Source organism: Methylobacter sp. BBA5.1, assembly GCF_000746145.1.
In the GTDB taxonomy this organism is placed as follows: domain Bacteria; phylum Pseudomonadota; class Gammaproteobacteria; order Methylococcales; family Methylomonadaceae; genus Methylobacter; species Methylobacter marinus.
On the sequence record NZ_JQKS01000028.1, the window covers coordinates 1 to 18,549 of the forward strand.

Consider the following 18,549-nt stretch of genomic DNA (forward strand, 5'->3'; position numbering starts at 1 on the left):
TGGCGGGTAAATTGTAGGTGCGAATTCATTTATGCCCTATGGGTACTTGTGCCCTTCAGGGTATTCGCACTATTCGCAAGCTATGAATGCTCTGCAAATTTTACTCGTCAGAACAAGGCTGACTGAGTACTAGCCCGGATATTTCATGAAACCACAGAGAACACGAAGAACACGAAGAAAATCATGGCATTATCATTTCTCACAGATAACTTCATGAGCTCATTATGAAATATTTGCAATTAATTGAATTGAAAAGCCTTCGTGTACTTCGTGTCCTTCGTGGTGAAATATTCAGGCTAGGTTGGTTGTAGCAGGGTGGAATGATGCAAAGGCCGCGGCCGTGAGCCGGAAATCGGCCCAAAGCCGCAAGCATGCCGTGCAACCCGACATGGCTGTTTGTATTTCAATCGGCTAAAGCGGCCAGACGATTCTCCAGTTCGGCGGCGACCAGGGCATCGTAATGGCGCTGCAAAGCGGAGTCGCTAGGACGCGGAAACAAAGCGGCTTCGATTTCACTTTGCAGATGAGTCAGAAAATGCCGTCTGAGCATTGAGTCCTCAGGGATTTTCGGCTTTGAAACGGACGCCGATCCGGATTTGCCGGCGGCGGATTTGGAAAAATGTAGCATGCTGTAACCTAAAGGCAGAAAAGCGCATGCCGCAATTAAAAACATGACGAGAAATAATAGTATGACTTCGAACATATCAACACCTCGTTAACCAGGAAAAAAACGCCCGGATATACACCATTAGGAGGCTGGCAATCCGGCAATTCCCTAGGAAGCAAGTAAAATGCCATGCTGATTATTATTTATAATGCATTGATTTTATTATGGATTTGAAGATTTTTGGAGGTCGTGCGTGGTGGCTTTCGAAACAATTTGTCGGTAATCCCTCAACCGATCCAGGGAGCGGGTGGCGATGCGCGCAAAAGCCGGTTCAAGCGGGAGTTATAGTGATTAGCGCGTCTGATTCTTAATTCATGGCCTTAAATCCGCTGACTTGGATCAATTCGTTGATACGTAGTAAAATTCCTGGTTTTTCACGTTCGAACGGCTGCCGTGTGAGGGCAGCGCCCCATGCATCATTGCAGTGCGTTTTCTGGAGTCGGAATTTGGCTATCCCAGTACAACCTTCATTTTTTCCTACAATTTTCTATCCGCTCAATCATGAGATTTGCACCATGACTCAACCTAAAAGCAAAATCGTTCGCATTGCTACAAAATCCGATGGGAAAACCACCTTATCCGCCGCCCAAAAACAATTCAATAACCTGACCAAAAAGATTGATCGCCAGAAAAAGCGCCTGATCGAGTGGAAAGAAACCATTCCCTTGTATTACCAAAAGGTTGAGCGGGAATACGAGCCTGCCGTAGAGATCTTATATAACCAGAAACTGGAATGGGTGCGGTTATTGGATCAGTTTTACGGTAAGTCACTGTTTAAAAAAACCGACAAATTGAAAATGAAGCAGCTTATTTGCGAGGTATGCGAGCAGTTGATTCCCGAGTTGAATAACGATGAACCGAAGTCCTTGTTCAATAAATACAGTGACGATGATTACGATACCCTTCATCAAGAGACGGAAGCCGCGGTTGGCGAACTGATGAAAAGCCTGGCGGAAGGTATGTTCAATGTGGACTTGGGGGATGACGTCGATATCAGTTCGCCGGAAAAATTCCACGCCCACTTGCAGGAAAAGCTGCAAGAGCAGGCGGAAGCCCAATCAAAAGAGCAACCGGCGGAGCCGGTTAAACAGCGTAAAAAAACCAAAAGGCAATTGGAAAAAGAAGCGCGCCAAAAAGAGGAAGAGGCATTGGCGAGCAAGTCGGTCCAGGAAGTTTATCGGAAATTGGTCGCCACACTGCATCCCGACCGCGAGCCGGATGCACAGGAACGCGCCCGCAAAACGGAGTTGATGCAGCGCGTCAATACCGCTTACGGCAAAAAAGACTTATTGCAGTTATTGGAATTGCAGCTGGAAATCGAGCAAATCGATCCGGCCCACTTAAGCCGGATGGCCGACAGCCGTTTAAAGCATTTCAACAAAATACTGAAAGAACAATTATCAGAGCTGGATCAGGAAATCGATCAAATTGAAGGGGCGTTTAAATTGCAATTGGATCTGCCTTTCTATGCGCTTCTATCGCCCAGGCAACTGATGGCAATGCTGGTGCAGGATATTAAAAAGCTACAGGCGGACATAACGGTCATTCGAAAAGAGATTGAAACCTTTCAGGATCCTGCAGCGCTTAAAGCATGGCTGAAAAGCTATAAAATGCCAAAAAAATCAGTGCCGGATGATTTTGATGATTTCTTTTTCGACGGCATGATGCCGTTCGATTTTAAGTAAATCCCACCTCATGAACCACAGGGAGTTCAGGCGAATCCGGGGGCGGATAGTGGTGAAATATTCAGGCTAATGCTTCCCAGCCGGAAAATTTTCGGTATAGTGGCGCGTTTAGTTGAATCTTGCTGTACAGTTGTCTAAAAATGCAGAATAAATACATACGTTTATTAAGTCTTCTCCTGATTGTTCTATTAATTCCCCTGGCAGTTTGGTTGCGACCCGGCAAATTCGAAGAAGCCGATCTCAATTCCCCTTCCACGCAGTCCAGGCTGGCCAGACCGGCCGGCTTTGAAAAGCCCTGCAAGGACGAGCATCCCGAATGGCGCCAGGCCCAGACTATCGACGGCGTCGAGATCGCCGAATCGCTGGCGTGCAGTCCCGACAATCCGTACGACATCGCCGCCTTCGTCAAGGGCGTCAATAACGTTTCCATGCCTACCCAGATGAGCACGCATCTGTCTGAAGACGCGCTGACCAAAACCGACGACCTGGACGGCGACGGCGACCCCGATATCATCCGCATCAAGCTGGAGGTCATCGAGCTTAACGGCAAATCGCCCGACGGCGATTTTCTGATCCCCGGTTATGATGTGTTGCCGGGCGTGCAGCCGGGGCTGTGGGTATTCGCGCCCAAGACCAGCGACATGGCGGTGAAGCATTACGGCTCCAACCAGGCCAATTATTTCCTGCGCGCGCCGTCGCCGGTGATTCGCGTCGAGCAGGGCGATCAGGTCTATATCACCCTGGAAAATACGCATTACTTTCCGCACACGATTCATTTGCACGGCGTCGATCACCCTTGGAGAACAGCGGACGGCGGCGAAAACGACGGCGACGCGCACGGCGGCGACATGGCTGTTTTTCCGGGCGACAGCCACACGTATGAACTGAAGCCCCGGACGGCCGGCACCATGCTTTATCACTGTCATGTGCAGACCGACAAGCACGTCATGATGGGCATGGCGGGCATGTTCATCGTGGAAGAGAATCGCCCGAACAACTGGCTGCAGACCTTCAATATCGGCGGGGGGCACGTGCGGCATCCGTCGGTCGGCGTCAGGGCGGAATATAATCAGGAATATGACTTGCATTATCAGTCCGTCGACAAGCGCCTGGCGAAAATCATCCAGGAAGCCAACGATCCGCGTCTGATCGAGAAAAAAATGAACCGCGAATTCAACATGACCGAATCGCGGGAAAACTATTTCCTGCTGAACGGCCATGCCTTCCCGTATACGCTGCGCGACGACCTGATCGTTACCGGACCCAATGAAAAGATCAAATTGCGCGTCGCCAATACCCAGAACTCGGCCGTGGCGCTGCATTTCCACGGCCATAAGGCCACGGTCACGCACTACGACGGCATCGAACAGCCCGAGGCCATGCAGATCATACGCGACGTGGTCGACATTTCATCGGCGCAGCGCGTCGATATCAAGCTGGACACGACCAATGACGGTCTTCATAACGATGGCGAAGGTGTCTGGATGTTCCACGATCATGTCGAAATCGGCACGACCAATGACGGCGTGGAGCCGGGCGGGAATATCTCTCTGGTCGTATACCGCGATTACATTGATGAGCAGGGCATGCCGAAATTGCATGACGGCGCCTTCGATCGGTTCTTCACCAGTGCTTACTACGCGCGCCAGACCCCGATGTGGGCGACGGGCGAATTTGCGCAGCTGCTGGGCGAAGCTGGTCCTCTGGCCCCGAATTATCTGAAAATCATCGCCTTCGGCCTAACGGTCGGGTTGCTGTTCGCGCTGGTGTTCTACCTCGTGCGCGGCTTTAAGAAAGGAGCAGCGGAATGAGTTTTGCCAAGCATTTGATTTTATTGATGGCGCTGGCCGGCGCTCAACCGGCTCTGGCCGCCATGAACCATAACGGCATGATCATGGACGAAACCGGCATGATCATGAACAGCAATACCGACAAGTTGCCGCGCGACTGCCAGAAAATCGCCGGCGACGTCAATATTACGGTCCGCGCCGGCCATAAATACGCCAGGAAATTCAACGGCATCATGTACGCGTTCGACCAGCAGCAGTGGGAAGCGCCGCCCTGTTCGCGCATCAACGTCACGTTCATCAACGAGGACAAGATCCGGCACCAGTTCATGATTCACGATCTGCCGGGCTATATCTACCCGCAAGGCATGTTCACGATGGAAATCTACGGGCCGGGCGAGAAGACGGCGTCATTTATCGTGCCCAGCCAGCGCAAGACCTATCTGGTCCATTGCGAAGTGCCCCAGCACATGGAAAAAGGCATGAAGGCGCAGTTGAAAGTGGACGGCGGCGATGGCGATTTGCCGAGCATTCCGGGCCTGTCGGCGGCCGTGATACCGGAATCCTATGAGGTGGACTGGGATAAAAGCGCCTGGGGCGCCTTGCTGGTTTCGTTTTTTGCCGGGGCTGCGGTGCTTTTACTGCTGAACAGGATCAAGCGCTAGAGCAATCAACCCTTACTTGAAAGCAACGATTGTTGTGAAAATTGAGTTTTGTTATTGACAGGCCTGCCTGAAAAATATAGTAGGGTACGCAGTGCGTACCTTTTCCAGCGGTTCCGGTGTAAACCATCCCAAAAGGTACGCGATGCGTACCCTACCGGAATTATGAATACCGCTGGCGTCCTGCCGGTCAGTGAATGGCTTGTCTTTCAAGGCGGCGAATGCCTGAAGGTAATGTTTTCGACTAATGAATAAATGCGCTAGCCTGGAGCGGAAGGTTTCTGGATAGGGAAGAAAAAGAAAAAAAAAGACCACCAGAAATTGTGGGGGGGTGGTGGGAGGTGGTCTTTATAAAGTAGAGACAAAATTGTCGAAGAGCATGGGAGCTATTGCTCTTCGACGGTGGTTATACTAGCAAAAGGCCACTGAGGAGTTTATTCGTACGAATACTTATCCTGAATATTTCATCACGGAGAACACGAACGCCTCCAGGGACAAGAAATGATCCCGTCATTTCTCTGCATTCACCCCATCCATGGGGATTATGAAGGCGGTAGAATTGGGTCTGGAACAGCAATAGAGGACGCGAAGGCTTTGAAATTCAAATATTTACCCATGTTTCCGTAGTAATTCATGAAGTGACGGGAAGAAAATGACAACAACTTGATTTTCTTCGTGTTCTCTGTGGTTTCATGACATATCCGGGTTAGGTCTTTGTATGATAACGTTTATCATCAGCCGCGCTGGTCCGGATTGGTAAATCCGGCATTCCGGCCCGTTCAAGCCGGGCTTTCGCTAAGTAATGAGCATGGAATAAATCAAGGAATTGTAGGTGCGAATTCATTCGCACTGTGCGGATACCCTGAAGGGCACAAGTACCCATAGGGCATAAATAAATCCGCACCTACACCGGAAATTCATCCGCGCACTTGAGGAAGTTATTTTATGCGCGTTCCTAAAGCTCCGAGCCAGTCTATATGCTTTTATTGCAGAGGTTATGCTCATGGTGCGAATGAATTCGCACCTACGTTGGAAAATCTCCGTGCGCTGGGAAGCTGTCCTCCTGGAGCGTTGGCGTAAAACGGCGCGGGCTGAATGGCTCGGCCGCCAGAATGCAGCGCACCGGTTCATGACGGGTTGGCTTTGACCGGCCTGATTCCCAGATGGTCGATCATTTTTTTCAAGACTTCTTCAGCGGTCAGGTCGTTGAGACGGATGCTTTGGTCGTCGGCCCGGGTTTCGATCAGGTAGGGGAATTCCAGGTCGAGGCCATAATGGTTCTCGCGCTGGGCATAACTGTAAACATAGGCGGACAACTCCCGGCGCGTGGGCGGGTATATGATACGCACCGCCTTTTCGTTCAGGAGGCTTTCGTCCAGCAGCATGAATCCGTTCGGACCGACTTCATGCTGCAGCATGATGAGAATGGCCTTGATGGCGGGGTCCTTATTCAGGCTCCAGATATTTTTTACCGTTTCTTTCATAATTCATTCCAGTACACGGGCGGGGCATGCCAGGCGTTTTTCACGATGGCCGGCCGGAACCCGTTACGGGTAAGGGGTGAAGCAGGCAAGCCAGGGGCGCTATTGAAACAAGGATGAATAGCCTTCCTCCATTAATACCTGTTTGACCGCCCGTCGCTTGAGCATGCGCCGGTAATGGGCCAGGCAGTGTTCCGGCAGGTTGATGCCGATGCGTACCGCCCAGAATTCGCAATAAAAGAGCGCGGCGTCGGCGATGGAGAATTCGCCAGCTACGTAGGCTTTGCCCGCCAGTTGCTTGTCGATGATGGCAAAGCCTTTTTTGACAATGGTTTCGCCCTGGGCCTTGGTGCGTTCCATATCGGCTTCGTTAAAGGCGTAATGGTCGGTAGTGAAAATACGGGTAAAGCCCTGCATGTGAATGGCGCTGACAACGTAGTTCATGGTTTCGAGCACGAATGTATCGCCGTCCGCATCGCCCGGCATGAGCCTGGCCTTGGGATGGGTGCGCGCCAGCCAGTAGGCGATGGCACAGAATTCGGTGATGGCCGTGCCGTCGGGTTTGACCAGGGTCGGGATCGTGGACTTGGGATTGATGGCCGTGTAGGCCGGTTTGAATTGATCGCCGGCCGGCAGGTTGACGATATAAGCCTCGAAGATGAGCTCCAGTTCTTCCATCAGGATATGGATGCCCGTCGAGCAGGAACCGGGGGTCATATAGAGTTTCAGGTTCGCCATCGCGCCTAGCCCATCAGTTTTGCTTTATTGGCATCCATGAATGCGACGGTGACCGTGCTTTCGCCGGCGGCCTTGGCGGCTTGTTCGATTTTACTCTTGGCCATGTGGCGGACGAACACGGGAATTTTTTCCAGGCGCTTGAGCGCCTCTTCATCCCAGGGCAGTAACTCGTTGTTCATGTGATTCTCCTTGGCGGATGGGTGACGATGGTCGTGCGCCGCCGGGTGGTCAGGTAAAAAACGCGCTTGAATTTTTTAGGGTGATCCTTTCTATATTTTTCCATCCTCGAACAGCCCCCGTTGCCGGATCATTGTTTTGAAGCCTTTCATGACGGGACGGGAAATCATGGTCTCCGCCAGAACGCGTTGTTCATAAATAAAGTTTTTCATCTCATCGGTGAGTTGGTCGCGGGCGCGGGCGATCAGCTCATGCAGATCATCGCCCAGCCGTTCGCCGCGATGGGTTTTCACCTGATCATAAAGCAGTGTCATGATGATCTTTTCCTCCGTCTTCATCTTGCATTTGCCGTCGAGGATTTTGAGCATTACCGTCGTGGCGCAATCCACATGCTCGGGGGACAGGGGATTGGCCGTCGCCCAGCGGGCGACATAATCCGCTAACGCCGCTTCGCCGGTACTGGCAGGGCCGGCGTCCATGCCCGCATCCTGGCGGGATAGGTTGTCCGGTCCGGTGGTTATGATAATGGTTTCATTCATGCTGAAGTGCCTAGCAAACAGGATGCCAGCTGTTGAGCGGAACCTAAGTTTATTAGGGAGGAAATGAGTCGGAAACCGGTTAAAGCCTGCGTCCCGGCGGAGAACCTTGCCTGGAAAACCATCCATCAGGCAGGGCGAGAGGCCGGGCACTTTGTTGTATTTCTTGCATTCCACGGGCGACACAGAGCTTTATATTGTCGTAAATGCGACCAGGCGCGCGAACGGCAGCACGGTAAACCTGTCACTGGCCGGAAGGCGCCAGCACCTTACGGAAGGTCAGGTTTATCCGTTCCCGACTGACATTTTTCTGCATTGGAATGCTGTGCAGCCAATGGTGCTGGAAATCAGGCTGCATGACTAATAATGAACCGCTGCGCAATAACACCTGACCCTGTTCGAATGATTGTTTATGACGGAAGGCAAACTGCCGCTCGGCGCCGAAAGTCAATGAGGCGATAAAGGGGCGGTCGCCCAGTTCCGGTTCATTATCCGCATGCCAGCCGACGTAATCCTCACCGTTCCGGTACAGATTAACCAGAACCGAATTGAAACGGTCATTCAGCAGGTTCTCGATTTTTGCCCGGATAGCGTATAACAACGGCGTCCATGGCCGGGTTTGCAGCAGGTTGTTACTGTAGCTGTAGACAATGCCCGGGTCGGCATGCCAGGTCTGCAAACGGGGCAGGGTAAATTGCCGTCCGGCGACGGTGTATCGGTTATCGGGCCAATTTTGTTCCCGCAGCAGACGTTGATAAAGCCGTTCGCTTTCGGAAGCACTGTAAAAGGCTTCAATAAGCTCAAGCTCGGCGCAGAAAAACTGGTTCATGCCCCCACCCTTGATTTACCCTTGAGACCGCGTATTCAGGTGCGCGGCCAGCGCGCTGTCCATGGTCGTGACATGCAGTTCGAACCATTGCGGCAGGCGCTCCCTGGCAAACGAGCGTCCGAAGGCGATCATGCCCTTATCGACCCGCTTCTTGAATTGCTTGAATTCGCCCAGAACCCGCAGGTGTTCCCCTTTATGTTCGGTTTGCGCCGGAAAAGCCGATTGTTCCATGAGCCGGTTCTCTCGCTCAAAATGCTGCTCGGTATGTTCAAACAATTCCTGAAACAAGGCCGGGAAATCATTGTTATCGGCGGTATTCAGCCGGCTCAGCAGCATGACGAATTCATCATGATCGTAATCGATCGGATCATGGCCGACCAGAATAAAGCCGTTTTTTTCGATTAATGGTGTCATCTAATAGATACCTTCACGTTCCAAAATTCAAGGGGGGCGATTCAATGATAAGCAGATTTTATGCCAGCCTTAGGATTGTGGCGGCCGGTTGTCGGCGGATGCATTGTAGGGGCGGACCTGCGTGTCCGCCCTGTTTCGGGTGCACAATAAATTATCGGAGAACCGCTGGCCAAAGGTGAACCGTTGGGCAAGGGCGAACACACGGGTTTGCCCTTGCCTGCCTGTTCATTTTACGAGCAATCGCACCTAATTGGCGTGGCATGCACCAGCGTAGCGCACGCTATGCGTATCCTGCGCATGCCGTTAGCAAACAGACAATCAGTAATTCACTGTTGAATCAATGTGTTATATATCATGGCATAGCCCTTGCAGATTGCATGCATACACGTATTCACATGAGATATTGAGGTGGTCATGAGCATGAAACAAACACTGGTTGTCATCGGTAACGGTATGGTTGGGCAGTATTTTCTGAGTGGTCTGATGAACAGTCCGGCCAGGGAACTTTACGACATCGTTACTTTTTGCGAGGAGCCGAGACCGGCTTATGACCGTGTTCATTTGTCATCTTTTTTCTCGGGCAAATCAGCTGAAGATCTGGCTCTGGCGGATCGGGACTTTTTTGACCGGAACGGCATCAGCCTGCATCTGAACGAGAAAGCGGTAAAAATCGACAGAGTCAATCAAACCGTCACCTCGGCGAAAGGCGAGATTGTTTCTTATGACAAACTGGTGCTGGCGACGGGTTCCTACTGCTTTGTGCCGCCGATACTGGGAAACGGCCGGCCGCAGTGCCTGGTTTACCGCACCATTGATGACCTCGAGGCCATCGCCGCCGCGGCCGAAAACGCCAAAGTCGGGACCGTGGTCGGCGGAGGCCTGCTGGGGCTGGAAGCGGCCAAGGCGCTGAAGGATCTGGGGCTGGAGACGCATGTGATCGAGTTCGCGCCGCGCCTGATGGCGGTTCAGCTCGATGAAACCGGCGGCGCGCTGTTGAAGCGCAAAATCGAGGAGCTGGGCGTGATTGTCCACACCGCTACCAATACCCGCATGATTACGGAAGGCGAGCGCTGCGTGAACAAGATGTCCTTCGCCGACGGCGGCGAACTCGAAACCGATATCGTGCTGTTCTCGGCCGGCATCCGGCCGCGCGACGAAATCGCCCGCGATTGCGGCCTGGACGTGGGCGTCAAGGGCGGCATCGTGATAAACGACCAGTGCCGCACGTCCGATGAATCCATTTATGCGATCGGCGAGTGCGCGCTCTGGAACGACACGATTTTCGGCTTGGTCGCGCCCGGTTACGCGATGGCGCGCACGGTCATCGACGACCTGGCCGGCGAGGCCGCCGCCTTCACCGGCGCCGACATGAGCACCAAACTGAAGCTGATGGGCGTGGATGTGGGCAGCATCGGCGACGCGCACGCCAACACGCCGGGGGCACTGGTTTACAGCTATCAGGACGGCGCCCGGGAAATCTACAAGCGTCTGGTGGTCAGCGAGGACAGACGGCAACTGCTGGGCGCCGTGCTGGTCGGCGACACGTCGGATTACGATACCTTGCTGCAATATTGCCTGAACGGCATTACCCTGCCGGAAAATCCCGATTCCCTGATCCTGTCGCATGACGCCGCGGCGCCTGCCGCGCTCGGTCCCGATCTCCTGCCGGCTTCGGCCCAGATCTGCTCCTGCTACAATGTGTCCAAGGAACAAATCTGCGGGGCCGTGCAGGCCGGATGCACCACCGTCAACCAGCTGAAAGCGGAAACCAAGGCCGGAACCGGCTGCGGCGGCTGCGGCGCTCTGCTGAAATCGGTGGTGGACAGCGAGCTGACCAAGCTGGGCTTCGAGGTCAACAACCACCTGTGCGAGCATTTCCCCTATACACGACAGGATCTGTACAACCAGATAATGGTCAAGCAGATCAGGACTTTTGCCGAGTTGCTGGAACAATTCGGCCAAGGCGACGGCTGCGATATCTGTAAGCCGGCCGTCGGCAATATTCTTGCTTCGTACTGGAATGAGTACGTTTTGAAGCAGGAGCATCTGGGATTGCAGGATACCAACGACATTTTCCTGGCCAACATGCAAAAGGACGGCACTTATTCCGTGGTCCCACGCATCAGCGGCGGGGAAATCAGCCCCGACATGCTGATCGCGCTGGGACAGGTCGGCAAGAAGTACAAACTCTATACCAAAATCACCGGCGGCCAGCGCGTCGACCTGTTAGGCGCGCGGGTCGACCAATTGCCGGCGATATGGAGCGAACTGATCGCCGCCGGCTTCGAATCCGGCCATGCCTACGGCAAAGCCCTGCGCACGGTCAAATCCTGCGTCGGCAGCACCTGGTGCCGTTACGGCGTCGGCGACAGCGTCGGTCTGGCGATCGAGCTGGAAAACCGCTACAAGGGCTTGCGCTCGCCGCACAAGATCAAATTCGCCGTCTCGGGCTGCACGCGCGAATGCGCCGAAGCGCAAGGCAAGGATGTCGGCGTCATCGCCACCGAGAACGGCTGGAACCTCTATGTCTGCGGCAACGGCGGCATGAAGCCGCGTCATGCCGATCTGTTCGCGACCAATCTCGACAAGGAAACGCTGATCAAATACATCGACCGTTTCCTGATCTTTTATGTACGCACCGCCGACCGTCTGCAACGGACATCGGTGTGGCTGGAAAACATGGAAGGCGGCCTGGACTACCTGCGCTCGGTCATCATCGACGACCGGCTGGGCCTGGGCGAGGATCTCGAGCAGCAAATGCGCCGAGTGAGGGAGACTTATCAATGCGAATGGAAAGCCACGCTGGCCGATGAGGAACGGCTGAAACGGTTCCGCCACTTCGTCAACAGCGATCAGGCAGACGATAACATCGTGTTCGTCGAGGAGCGCGGCCAGATCCGGCCGGCCGACGAACAGGAACGCAAACACTTTAAGTTACTGGAGATAGCATGATGACTCAATGGGTAGATATTTGCAGTGTTGACGATTTGCAGCCGCATGCCGGCGTTTGCGCCCTGGTTGCCGATCAGCGGCAGGTGGCGGTTTTTTACCAACCAAACAAGGCGGCCGTTTACGCGGTCAGCAACTACGATCCGATCGGGCGCGCCAACGTGCTGTCGCGCGGCCTGATCGGCGACATCAAGGGCCAGCCGATGGTTGCCTCGCCGCTGTACAAACAGCATTTCAATCTGGAAACCGGCGTGTGCCTGGAAGATGAAAAAGTCGGCATAACCGTTTATGGCGCGCGCATCGAGGACGGCAGGGTCCGTATCGGTTTGCCGGCGGAATCGGACAATGAACTATAACGCGTATCGATGAGACCGGAGCAGGAGCACTTATGAACAGCAAGAAACAGCGACTGGTCGTTATCGGTAATGGCATGGCGGGCATGAAAACCGTGGAGGAACTCCTGTCCGCCGCGCCCGACCAGTATGAAATTACCGTGTTCGGGGCCGAGCCATACGGCAATTACAACCGCATCCTGCTGTCCTCGGTGCTGTGCGGCGAAAAGACCATCGAGGAGATCGTCATCAACGACCGCCAGTGGTACGCCGACAACGGCATCCGCCTGCATGCCGGACCGGACAAGGCCGTCGTGCGCATCGAGCGCGGCCTGAACAGGGTCTACGCCAAGGACGGCACCTGCGCCGAATATGATCGGCTGCTGATCGCCACCGGCTCCAGGCCCATCATTGCCGATATACCCGGCAACGACCTGGAAGGCGTGATCAGCTTTCGGGATATTGTCGACGTCAATACCATGCTGGACTACAGCCGCAGCCGGCAAAGAGCGGTCGTGCTGGGGGGCGGACTGTTGGGGCTGGAAGCGGCGAGCGGCTTGGCGCGGCGCGGCATGGACGTAACTGTCATTCACAACTGCGACGTATTGCTGAACCGGCAGATGGATCGTCAAGCGGGAGAGATGCTGCGAATGGAGCTGGAACGGCGCGGCATCGGGTTCAGGATGGCGGCGAAAACCGAGTGCTTGCTGGGCGACGACAACGGGCATGTCCGGGCCGTGCTGTTCGCGGACGGCGGCGAACTGCCCTGCGATCTGTTCGTCATGGCCATCGGCGTGAAACCGAACATGACGCTGGCGCGCGAGGCGGGCCTTTATTGCGAACGCGGCATCGTCGTCAACGACACGCTGCAAACCTACGATCCCAGCGTTTACGCGGTCGGGGAATGCATTCAGCATCGCGGCGCCACGTTTGGCCTGGTCGCGCCGCTGTTCGAGCAGGCCAAAGTCTGCGCCAATCATCTGAGCGCCCACGGCATGGCCGGCTATGTCACGCTGCCGACGTCGACCAAGCTCAAGGTGACCGGCATCAACCTGTTCTCGGTCGGCGATTTTACCGGCGACGACAGTTGCGACAGCATCCGGTTTACCAACCCGGAACTGGGCATCTATAAAAAGCTGGTGATCGATGACAACCGCATCATCGGGGCCGTGCTCTACGGCGACACGGTGGATGCGCTGTGGTATCAGGAACTGCTGGAGCAGCAGGAAAATATCGCCGGCATCCGGGATGGACTGATTTTCGGCAAGGCTTATCTCGACGGCAACCGTCCAATCCTGAAGGAGGCCTGTTGATGGATGCCCTGGCGACGGAAACGATAAAAACCACGTGCCCTTATTGCGGCGTCGGTTGCGGCATTGAAGCGCAGGTCAACGCGCAGACCCGGCAGGTGCGGATTCAAGGCGATCCGGAGCATCCGGCCAATTTCGGCCGGCTCTGTTCCAAGGGCTCGGCTCTGGCCGACACGCTGGAACTGAAGGACAGGCTGCTGCAGCCCAGGATTCAGGGCCGCGACAGCAGTTGGGACGAGGCGCTGGGCTTTGTGGCCGGCGGGTTTCTGGGCATGATAGCCAAATACGGACCGGAATCGGTGGCCATCTACGGCTCCGGCCAGCTGCTGACCGAGGATTACTACGTCGCCAACAAGCTCATGAAAGGCTTTATCGGCAGTGCCAACATCGACACCAACAGCCGGTTGTGCATGTCGTCCTCGGTCGCGGGTCATAAGCGCGCGTTCGGCGCCGATACCGTGCCCGGCTGCTATGACGATTACGAACAGGCCGAACTGTTCGTACTGGTCGGCTCCAATGCGGCCTGGTGCCATCCGGTCAGTTTCCAGCGCATCCGCGCCGCCAGGGAAGCCAACCCGGCGGTAAAAGTCGTGGTCATCGATCCGCGCCGCACCGCCACCTGCGATATCGCCGATCTGCATCTGCCGCTGGCCAGCGGCTCGGACGCCTTGCTGTTCAACGGCCTGCTGCATTATCTGCATGAGCAGGATGCGATCAGCCACCGCTATATCGACGCGCATACCGAAGGCTTCGCCGACACCCTGCGGGCCGCGGCGGCCGGCATCGACCAGGTGGCCGCCGGCTGCCGGCTCGATCCGGACGATGTACGGCGCTTCTACAGCTGGTTTGCCGGCCATGAAAAAGTCATGAGCCTGTACAGCCAGGGCGTCAACCAGTCCTCGTCCGGCACCGACAAAGTCAACGCGATCATCAACTGCCATCTGGCCACTGGCCGAATCGGCCGGCCCGGCATGGGGCCTTTTTCGCTGACCGGCCAGCCGAACGCGATGGGCGGGCGCGAAGTAGGCGGCCTGTCGCATCAGCTTGCCGCGCATATGGATTTTTCCAGCGCGGCGGACATCGAACGCGTCGCGCGCTTCTGGGGCAGCCCGAATATCGCGCGCAAGCCCGGCTATTCGGCCGTCGAACTGTTCGATGCCATCGACGAAGGCAAAGTCAAGGCCGTATGGATCATGGCGACCAATCCGGTCGTCAGCCTGCCTGATGCAGACAAAGTCAAGCGGGCGCTGCAGCGCTGCCCGCTGGTCGTGGTCTCCGATTGCATGGCCCGGACCGACACGGCCGCTTTCGCCCATGTGCTGCTGCCCGCGCAGGGCTGGAGCGAGAAAGACGGCACCGTTACCAATTCCGAGCGCCGCATCTCGCGGCAGCGGGCCTTGCTGGATCCCGCCGGCGAGGCCAGGCCGGACTGGTGGATTATCACGCAGGTTGCCCGGCGCATGGGCTTCGGGCAGGCGTTTCCCTATCAGAGCGCGGTCGAGATTTTCCGTGAACATGCGGCCTTGTCCGGCTATGAAAACGATTGCGAGCATGGGCGCCGCGATTTCGATATTTCCGCGCTGGCCGGTCTAAAGCCCGCGGCCTACGAACAATTGCGGCCGATACAATGGCCGGTCAATCAGGCGCATGCGCAGGGCAGGGCGCGCCTTTTCGAGGATGGGCGGTTTTTTACCGATTCCGGCAAAGCCCGGTTCATAGCCATTGCGCCCCGGGCGCCCGCTAATCCGCCCGATCAGGACTACCCGCTGATCCTGAATACCGGCCGCCTGCGCGACCAATGGCACACCATGACCCGTACCGCCATCGCCGCCCGGTTAAATCAGCACAGGCCCGAGCCTTTTGTCGAGGTGCATCCCGACGACGCGCGGCGCTACGGCCTGGAGAACAAATCCCTGGCGCGCCTGGAAAGTCGCTGGGGCGCCATGATCGCGCGCGTGCAGGTCAGCGACGGCCAGCAGTCGGGCAGTGTTTTTGTGCCCATGCACTGGACCGGGCAATACGCCAGCCAGGGGCGCATGGGCGTGCTGATCAATCCGGCGCTCGATCCCGTCTCCAAACAGCCGGAAAGCAAGCATACGCCGGTCCGCATCCGGGCCTGGCAGCCGCGCTGGCAGGGCTTTATGCTGTCCCGCGCCGAGCAGGCCATCGACGGGCCGGAATACTGGGTCAAGATCAAGGGCAAGCAGTTTTATCGTTACGAACTGGCCGGCGATACCAGTCCCGGGGAGGATTGGCCGGCCTGGTTGCGCCAGCATCTGGGGGATGCCGGAACGGCGGCAAAATGGCAGGAATTCCAGGATACCGGCGCCGGCAGTTACCGAATGGCGCAGGCGGTCGATAACCGGCTGGAAACCGTGTTTTTCGTCTCGACCGATAACGGCCTGCCCGAGCGCAGCTGGCTGACCGGCCTGTTCAACAAGCCGCAGCTGGCGCCGGAGGAAATAACCGCGCTGCTGACCGGCATGCCGCCCTTGGGCACGCCCGATACCGGCGCCGTGGTCTGCTCCTGTTTCAACGTCGGCGAGAAAACCCTGCGCGCGGCCATCCGCGAAAAAGGCCTGAAAACCCACCAGGAAGTCGGCCGCTGCCTGAAAGCCGGCACCAATTGCGGCTCGTGCATACCGGAGATCAAGGCGTTGTTGTTGTAGGTTAGCCGGGTTGGCGCTTTGCGAACAACCCGGCATTTGGTGCCGTAGAAATGCCGGGTTTCTGTCGAATGCGTGTCAAGCCTGTGCTGCGCCTACCGCTTTGGCCAATTCGGCCAGCAAGCTTCGCTCGTGCTCGCTGACCCGCTCGCCGCCGAAGCCCAGGAAGTCGCCTTCTTTCGCGGCACTGGCGACCTTGTCGCCGAGCGTGACGAGGAAATTCCTGTACGCGGCTATATCTTCAGGCGATCCTTTTTGCCGCAAAATGTCGAGGGCGGTTCGTGATTTGGCGATTGCTTCCTTGCGATAGGCGGCCTGGATGTCGGCAAAACTGTCCCCGGTTTTTGCCAGGCCTTTGATTGACTCGATCGATGCCTTCACCTCCTCCTTTCCGCAAACCTCACGTAATAGCTGGTTGCTGCCTTTCAAGGCGTCAACAATAGTCCCGGACGGTGCTATTGCCTCGGCGATGCTTCCGAAAATCCCGCTGCTACCGGCAGCGGCGACCGCAAGAACGACAAGATGAGGAGCATCCCGCAGAACTTCCCATTCAACAGAAGAAAAATCGGTTTTTGTGCTCATGTCAGTTCTCCTTGAGTTGGATTATTTTATATTCTGATGTTATGCACGGACGGTTTTATCCCGTTTGCCGCGCCGAGCACCGGAGCTTTCGCCGAGAATAGCCCGAAGGGGCGCGGCAGGGAAGCCGCGCGTTGCCAAAGGGACAGGAGTCCCTTTTGGCAACCCTCGGCGAAAGCGAGGAGCACAGGGAGCAAGCGGCAACGGGCGGGCGGCCTGCTGACTCGTGCCATCCAGGCACTCGCGCTACGCGTGCTTCGCATCCAAATCTGCTCCAGGCAGATTTGTCTTTGGTTACTTTCTTTTGGCCGCGCAAAGACAAATTCGCCAGGAGCGAATTTGGTCAGCTTTAGCTGACCCGAAGGGAGAAGCCCAAGGATGGGCTTCTCAGCGTAACTCGCCTTCGGGTGCGATAAACCCGATTAAATCAAACCGTCGCGCTAGCGACACTTTATTAAATCAATCTAACTTCAACTGACCGCGTAACATCAGTTATATTTATCAAAATATTATATGGATTTTTACGGAGCGATAAGGAACCAGCCAGAAACAGGGCGACAGGCAGGGTCAAGAAACGGATGCATTTAACGGCACCAGACTCGCGTTTCATCGGATTAATCGACGTAATATGAAATGATCACAGGTGGCGAGCGCCTCGGATTGAAACGCTCACTTGAGAACTTTTTTCGCACGGCCGAAGCGGGCCGTTGCTTGCCCGTTCGTCATTAATCACGCTGAGCTATTGGCTTGGGTTTCCAGCTGCAGGGCGAGATCCTTGGGGATTTTCAGGTGTTCCGCAAGCTGGTCGAGATAAGCGCGTTCGTGATCATTGACCTCGCCGATGACCAACAGCGAAGCCAGGTAGATTTCGGACGCGGCTTCGGGACTATCCGCCGCGGCGGCTACATCCATGGGATCGAGCGGCTTTGGCAGTTCTGCCTTGAGCAGTTTCGCAGTCGCGTTATCCAAATCCAGTTTGGCCATCAAACTTTCAATTTTGGCGCTTTCAGCGGTATCGACATGTCCGTCGGCTTTCGCGGCCGCGATCATGGCCTTGAGTAGCGCCAGACTTCTCTGTTCGGCCTGCTCGTCCGACATGTTCTCCATGGATGCCCCGGTTTCTGAAATTGCCTGGCCCGACTGCTGGTTCTGCCAATTCTGATATGCCTTGTAAGCGAGGCCGCCGAGCGTGCCGAGCGTACCGAGTTTCAGACCCCTGCCGGCGACGCCCCGTCCCGTCTTGGTGCCCAGCAATAGTGCCAGCACGCCCGCTATGGCGGCGCCTTTTCCCATCCCCGAAATCGCCGCCTCTCTTTCCGGGCCCTCGGCGGGGAGGTCCAGTTTATCTTGAGCAATAGACTGACCTTGCTGTGTGAGTTCACGGCCCGCATTTAAAATTTGTTCGATAAAGCCTTTAGTATCCATCACTTTTCTCCGATAGGGTGTTAATGACATGGGTAATTTTTTATACCCGGTGGATAACTTTATTAGCAACGGGATGTGGCAAAACCGCTATACAGTCTGTAGCTTCCAGGCGGTAAAAACGCGGTGTCAGTGGAGATCCTTACCCTCGTTAAAATGCGAATATCGATCCGCCGGTCTTCAGCAGCGTCATTGAGGGAGAGCGGATGCCCGCTGCGCTCACTTGGCTTCGATCCGTCGGGTTACGCCAGAGGCTAACCCGACCTACGGTCTTAAAATTCATATCCCTGCTTCGTAGCTCGTAGGTCGGGTTAG

16 protein-coding genes are annotated in these 18,549 nt (G+C 55.7%); 7 read left to right on the forward strand and 9 right to left on the reverse strand.

From position 1 onward, the window contains the following. Positions 1–403: 403 nt before the first annotated feature. Positions 404–703, reverse strand: a complete 300-nt coding sequence (locus tag EK22_RS16645) for a hypothetical protein (protein WP_036252796.1) — start codon at positions 701–703, stop codon at positions 404–406. Between the two features lie 479 nt (positions 704–1,182). Here EK22_RS16645 and EK22_RS16650 point away from each other — a divergent pair, with 479 nt between their 5' ends. The 3 genes from EK22_RS16650 (at position 1,183) to EK22_RS16660 (ending at position 4,804) form a co-directional block, all read left to right on the forward strand. Then, positions 1,183–2,352 (forward strand): J domain-containing protein, encoded by a 1,170-nt coding sequence (locus EK22_RS16650; RefSeq protein ID WP_036252798.1) that lies wholly within the window; start codon positions 1,183–1,185, stop codon positions 2,350–2,352. A 209-nt stretch (positions 2,353–2,561) separates the two neighbouring features. Further along, positions 2,562–4,163, forward strand: a complete 1,602-nt coding sequence (locus EK22_RS16655; RefSeq protein WP_081917937.1) for a multicopper oxidase domain-containing protein — start codon at positions 2,562–2,564, stop codon at positions 4,161–4,163. Beyond that, positions 4,160–4,804: a cupredoxin domain-containing protein gene (locus tag EK22_RS16660; protein WP_036252801.1), complete on the forward strand. Its 645-nt coding sequence runs from the start codon at positions 4,160–4,162 to the stop codon at positions 4,802–4,804. Before EK22_RS16655 ends, EK22_RS16660 begins: the two co-directional genes overlap by 4 nt. A gap of 1,124 nt (positions 4,805–5,928) precedes the next feature. On the opposite strand, the gene EK22_RS16665 is transcribed toward EK22_RS16660, so the two are convergent. The 6 genes from EK22_RS16665 to EK22_RS16690 form a co-directional block, all read right to left on the reverse strand. Continuing rightward, positions 5,929–6,285 carry a hypothetical protein gene (locus EK22_RS16665; protein ID WP_020157414.1) on the reverse strand — a complete coding sequence of 119 codons (357 nt, stop codon included), beginning with the start codon at positions 6,283–6,285 and terminating at the stop codon, positions 5,929–5,931. 99 nt (positions 6,286–6,384) lie between these two features. Continuing rightward, complete coding sequence (locus EK22_RS16670) at positions 6,385–7,020, reverse strand: glutathione S-transferase family protein (RefSeq protein ID WP_036252803.1); 636 nt, start codon at positions 7,018–7,020, stop codon at positions 6,385–6,387. 5 nt (positions 7,021–7,025) lie between these two features. Next, complete coding sequence (locus EK22_RS16675; RefSeq protein WP_020157412.1) at positions 7,026–7,199, reverse strand: PCP reductase family protein; 174 nt, start codon at positions 7,197–7,199, stop codon at positions 7,026–7,028. A gap of 90 nt (positions 7,200–7,289) precedes the next feature. Further along, positions 7,290–7,736, reverse strand: a complete 447-nt coding sequence (locus EK22_RS16680) for a hypothetical protein (RefSeq protein WP_020157411.1) — start codon at positions 7,734–7,736, stop codon at positions 7,290–7,292. A gap of 241 nt (positions 7,737–7,977) precedes the next feature. After that, entirely contained in the window at positions 7,978–8,562 is a 585-nt protein-coding gene (locus EK22_RS16685; RefSeq protein ID WP_036252805.1) for an alpha-ketoglutarate-dependent dioxygenase AlkB family protein, read from the reverse strand. Positions 8,563–8,577: 15 nt separating this feature from the next. Continuing rightward, complete coding sequence (locus EK22_RS16690; RefSeq protein ID WP_051961938.1) at positions 8,578–8,976, reverse strand: bacteriohemerythrin; 399 nt, start codon at positions 8,974–8,976, stop codon at positions 8,578–8,580. 414 nt (positions 8,977–9,390) lie between these two features. On the opposite strand from EK22_RS16690, the gene nirB reads away from it, so the two are divergent. From nirB to EK22_RS16710, 4 genes are read left to right on the forward strand one after another with little or no spacing between them, the layout of a single operon-like run. After that, positions 9,391–11,928, forward strand: coding sequence for a nitrite reductase large subunit NirB (gene nirB, locus EK22_RS16695; RefSeq protein ID WP_036252807.1), 2,538 nt, complete (start codon positions 9,391–9,393; stop codon positions 11,926–11,928). Next, on the forward strand, positions 11,928–12,281 hold the full coding sequence (nirD, locus tag EK22_RS16700) for a nitrite reductase small subunit NirD (RefSeq protein WP_036252848.1): 354 nt from the start codon (positions 11,928–11,930) through the stop codon (positions 12,279–12,281). Before nirB ends, nirD begins: the two co-directional genes overlap by 1 nt. Before the next feature lie 32 nt (positions 12,282–12,313). Then, positions 12,314–13,570, forward strand: a complete 1,257-nt coding sequence (locus tag EK22_RS16705) for an NAD(P)/FAD-dependent oxidoreductase (RefSeq protein WP_051954341.1) — start codon at positions 12,314–12,316, stop codon at positions 13,568–13,570. After that, positions 13,570–16,236 (forward strand): nitrate reductase, encoded by a 2,667-nt coding sequence (locus EK22_RS16710; protein WP_036252809.1) that lies wholly within the window; start codon positions 13,570–13,572, stop codon positions 16,234–16,236. The genes EK22_RS16705 and EK22_RS16710 overlap by 1 nt, the downstream gene beginning before the upstream one ends. Before the next feature lie 75 nt (positions 16,237–16,311). Here EK22_RS16710 and EK22_RS16715 read toward each other — a convergent pair whose 3' ends face one another. Next, complete coding sequence (locus tag EK22_RS16715) at positions 16,312–16,815, reverse strand: hypothetical protein (RefSeq protein WP_036252811.1); 504 nt, start codon at positions 16,813–16,815, stop codon at positions 16,312–16,314. 726 nt (positions 16,816–17,541) lie between these two features. Then, positions 17,542–18,237 carry a tellurite resistance TerB family protein gene (locus tag EK22_RS16720; RefSeq protein ID WP_036252813.1) on the reverse strand — a complete coding sequence of 232 codons (696 nt, stop codon included), beginning with the start codon at positions 18,235–18,237 and terminating at the stop codon, positions 17,542–17,544. Positions 18,238–18,549 lie beyond the last annotated feature (312 nt).

Excerpts from the sequence above, each read along its gene's own strand:
- EK22_RS16645 (WP_036252796.1), bottom strand. The coding sequence starts at position 703 with ATGTTCGAAGTCATACTATTATTTCTCGTCATGTTTTTAATTGCGGCA.
- EK22_RS16650 (WP_036252798.1), top strand. The coding sequence starts at position 1,183 with ATGACTCAACCTAAAAGCAAAATCGTTCGCATTGCTACAAAATCCGAT.
- EK22_RS16660 (WP_036252801.1), top strand. The coding sequence starts at position 4,160 with ATGAGTTTTGCCAAGCATTTGATTTTATTGATGGCGCTGGCCGGCGCT.
- EK22_RS16665 (WP_020157414.1), bottom strand. The coding sequence starts at position 6,285 with ATGAAAGAAACGGTAAAAAATATCTGGAGCCTGAATAAGGACCCCGCC.
- EK22_RS16670 (WP_036252803.1), bottom strand. The coding sequence starts at position 7,020 with ATGGCGAACCTGAAACTCTATATGACCCCCGGTTCCTGCTCGACGGGC.
- EK22_RS16675 (WP_020157412.1), bottom strand. The coding sequence starts at position 7,199 with ATGAACAACGAGTTACTGCCCTGGGATGAAGAGGCGCTCAAGCGCCTG.
- EK22_RS16680 (WP_020157411.1), bottom strand. The coding sequence starts at position 7,736 with ATGAATGAAACCATTATCATAACCACCGGACCGGACAACCTATCCCGC.
- EK22_RS16685 (WP_036252805.1), bottom strand. The coding sequence starts at position 8,562 with ATGAACCAGTTTTTCTGCGCCGAGCTTGAGCTTATTGAAGCCTTTTAC.
- EK22_RS16690 (WP_051961938.1), bottom strand. The coding sequence starts at position 8,976 with ATGACACCATTAATCGAAAAAAACGGCTTTATTCTGGTCGGCCATGAT.
- nirB (WP_036252807.1), top strand. The coding sequence starts at position 9,391 with ATGAGCATGAAACAAACACTGGTTGTCATCGGTAACGGTATGGTTGGG.
- nirD (WP_036252848.1), top strand. The coding sequence starts at position 11,928 with ATGACTCAATGGGTAGATATTTGCAGTGTTGACGATTTGCAGCCGCAT.
- EK22_RS16705 (WP_051954341.1), top strand. The coding sequence starts at position 12,314 with ATGAACAGCAAGAAACAGCGACTGGTCGTTATCGGTAATGGCATGGCG.
- EK22_RS16710 (WP_036252809.1), top strand. The coding sequence starts at position 13,570 with ATGGATGCCCTGGCGACGGAAACGATAAAAACCACGTGCCCTTATTGC.
- EK22_RS16715 (WP_036252811.1), bottom strand. The coding sequence starts at position 16,815 with ATGAGCACAAAAACCGATTTTTCTTCTGTTGAATGGGAAGTTCTGCGG.
- EK22_RS16720 (WP_036252813.1), bottom strand. The coding sequence starts at position 18,237 with ATGGATACTAAAGGCTTTATCGAACAAATTTTAAATGCGGGCCGTGAA.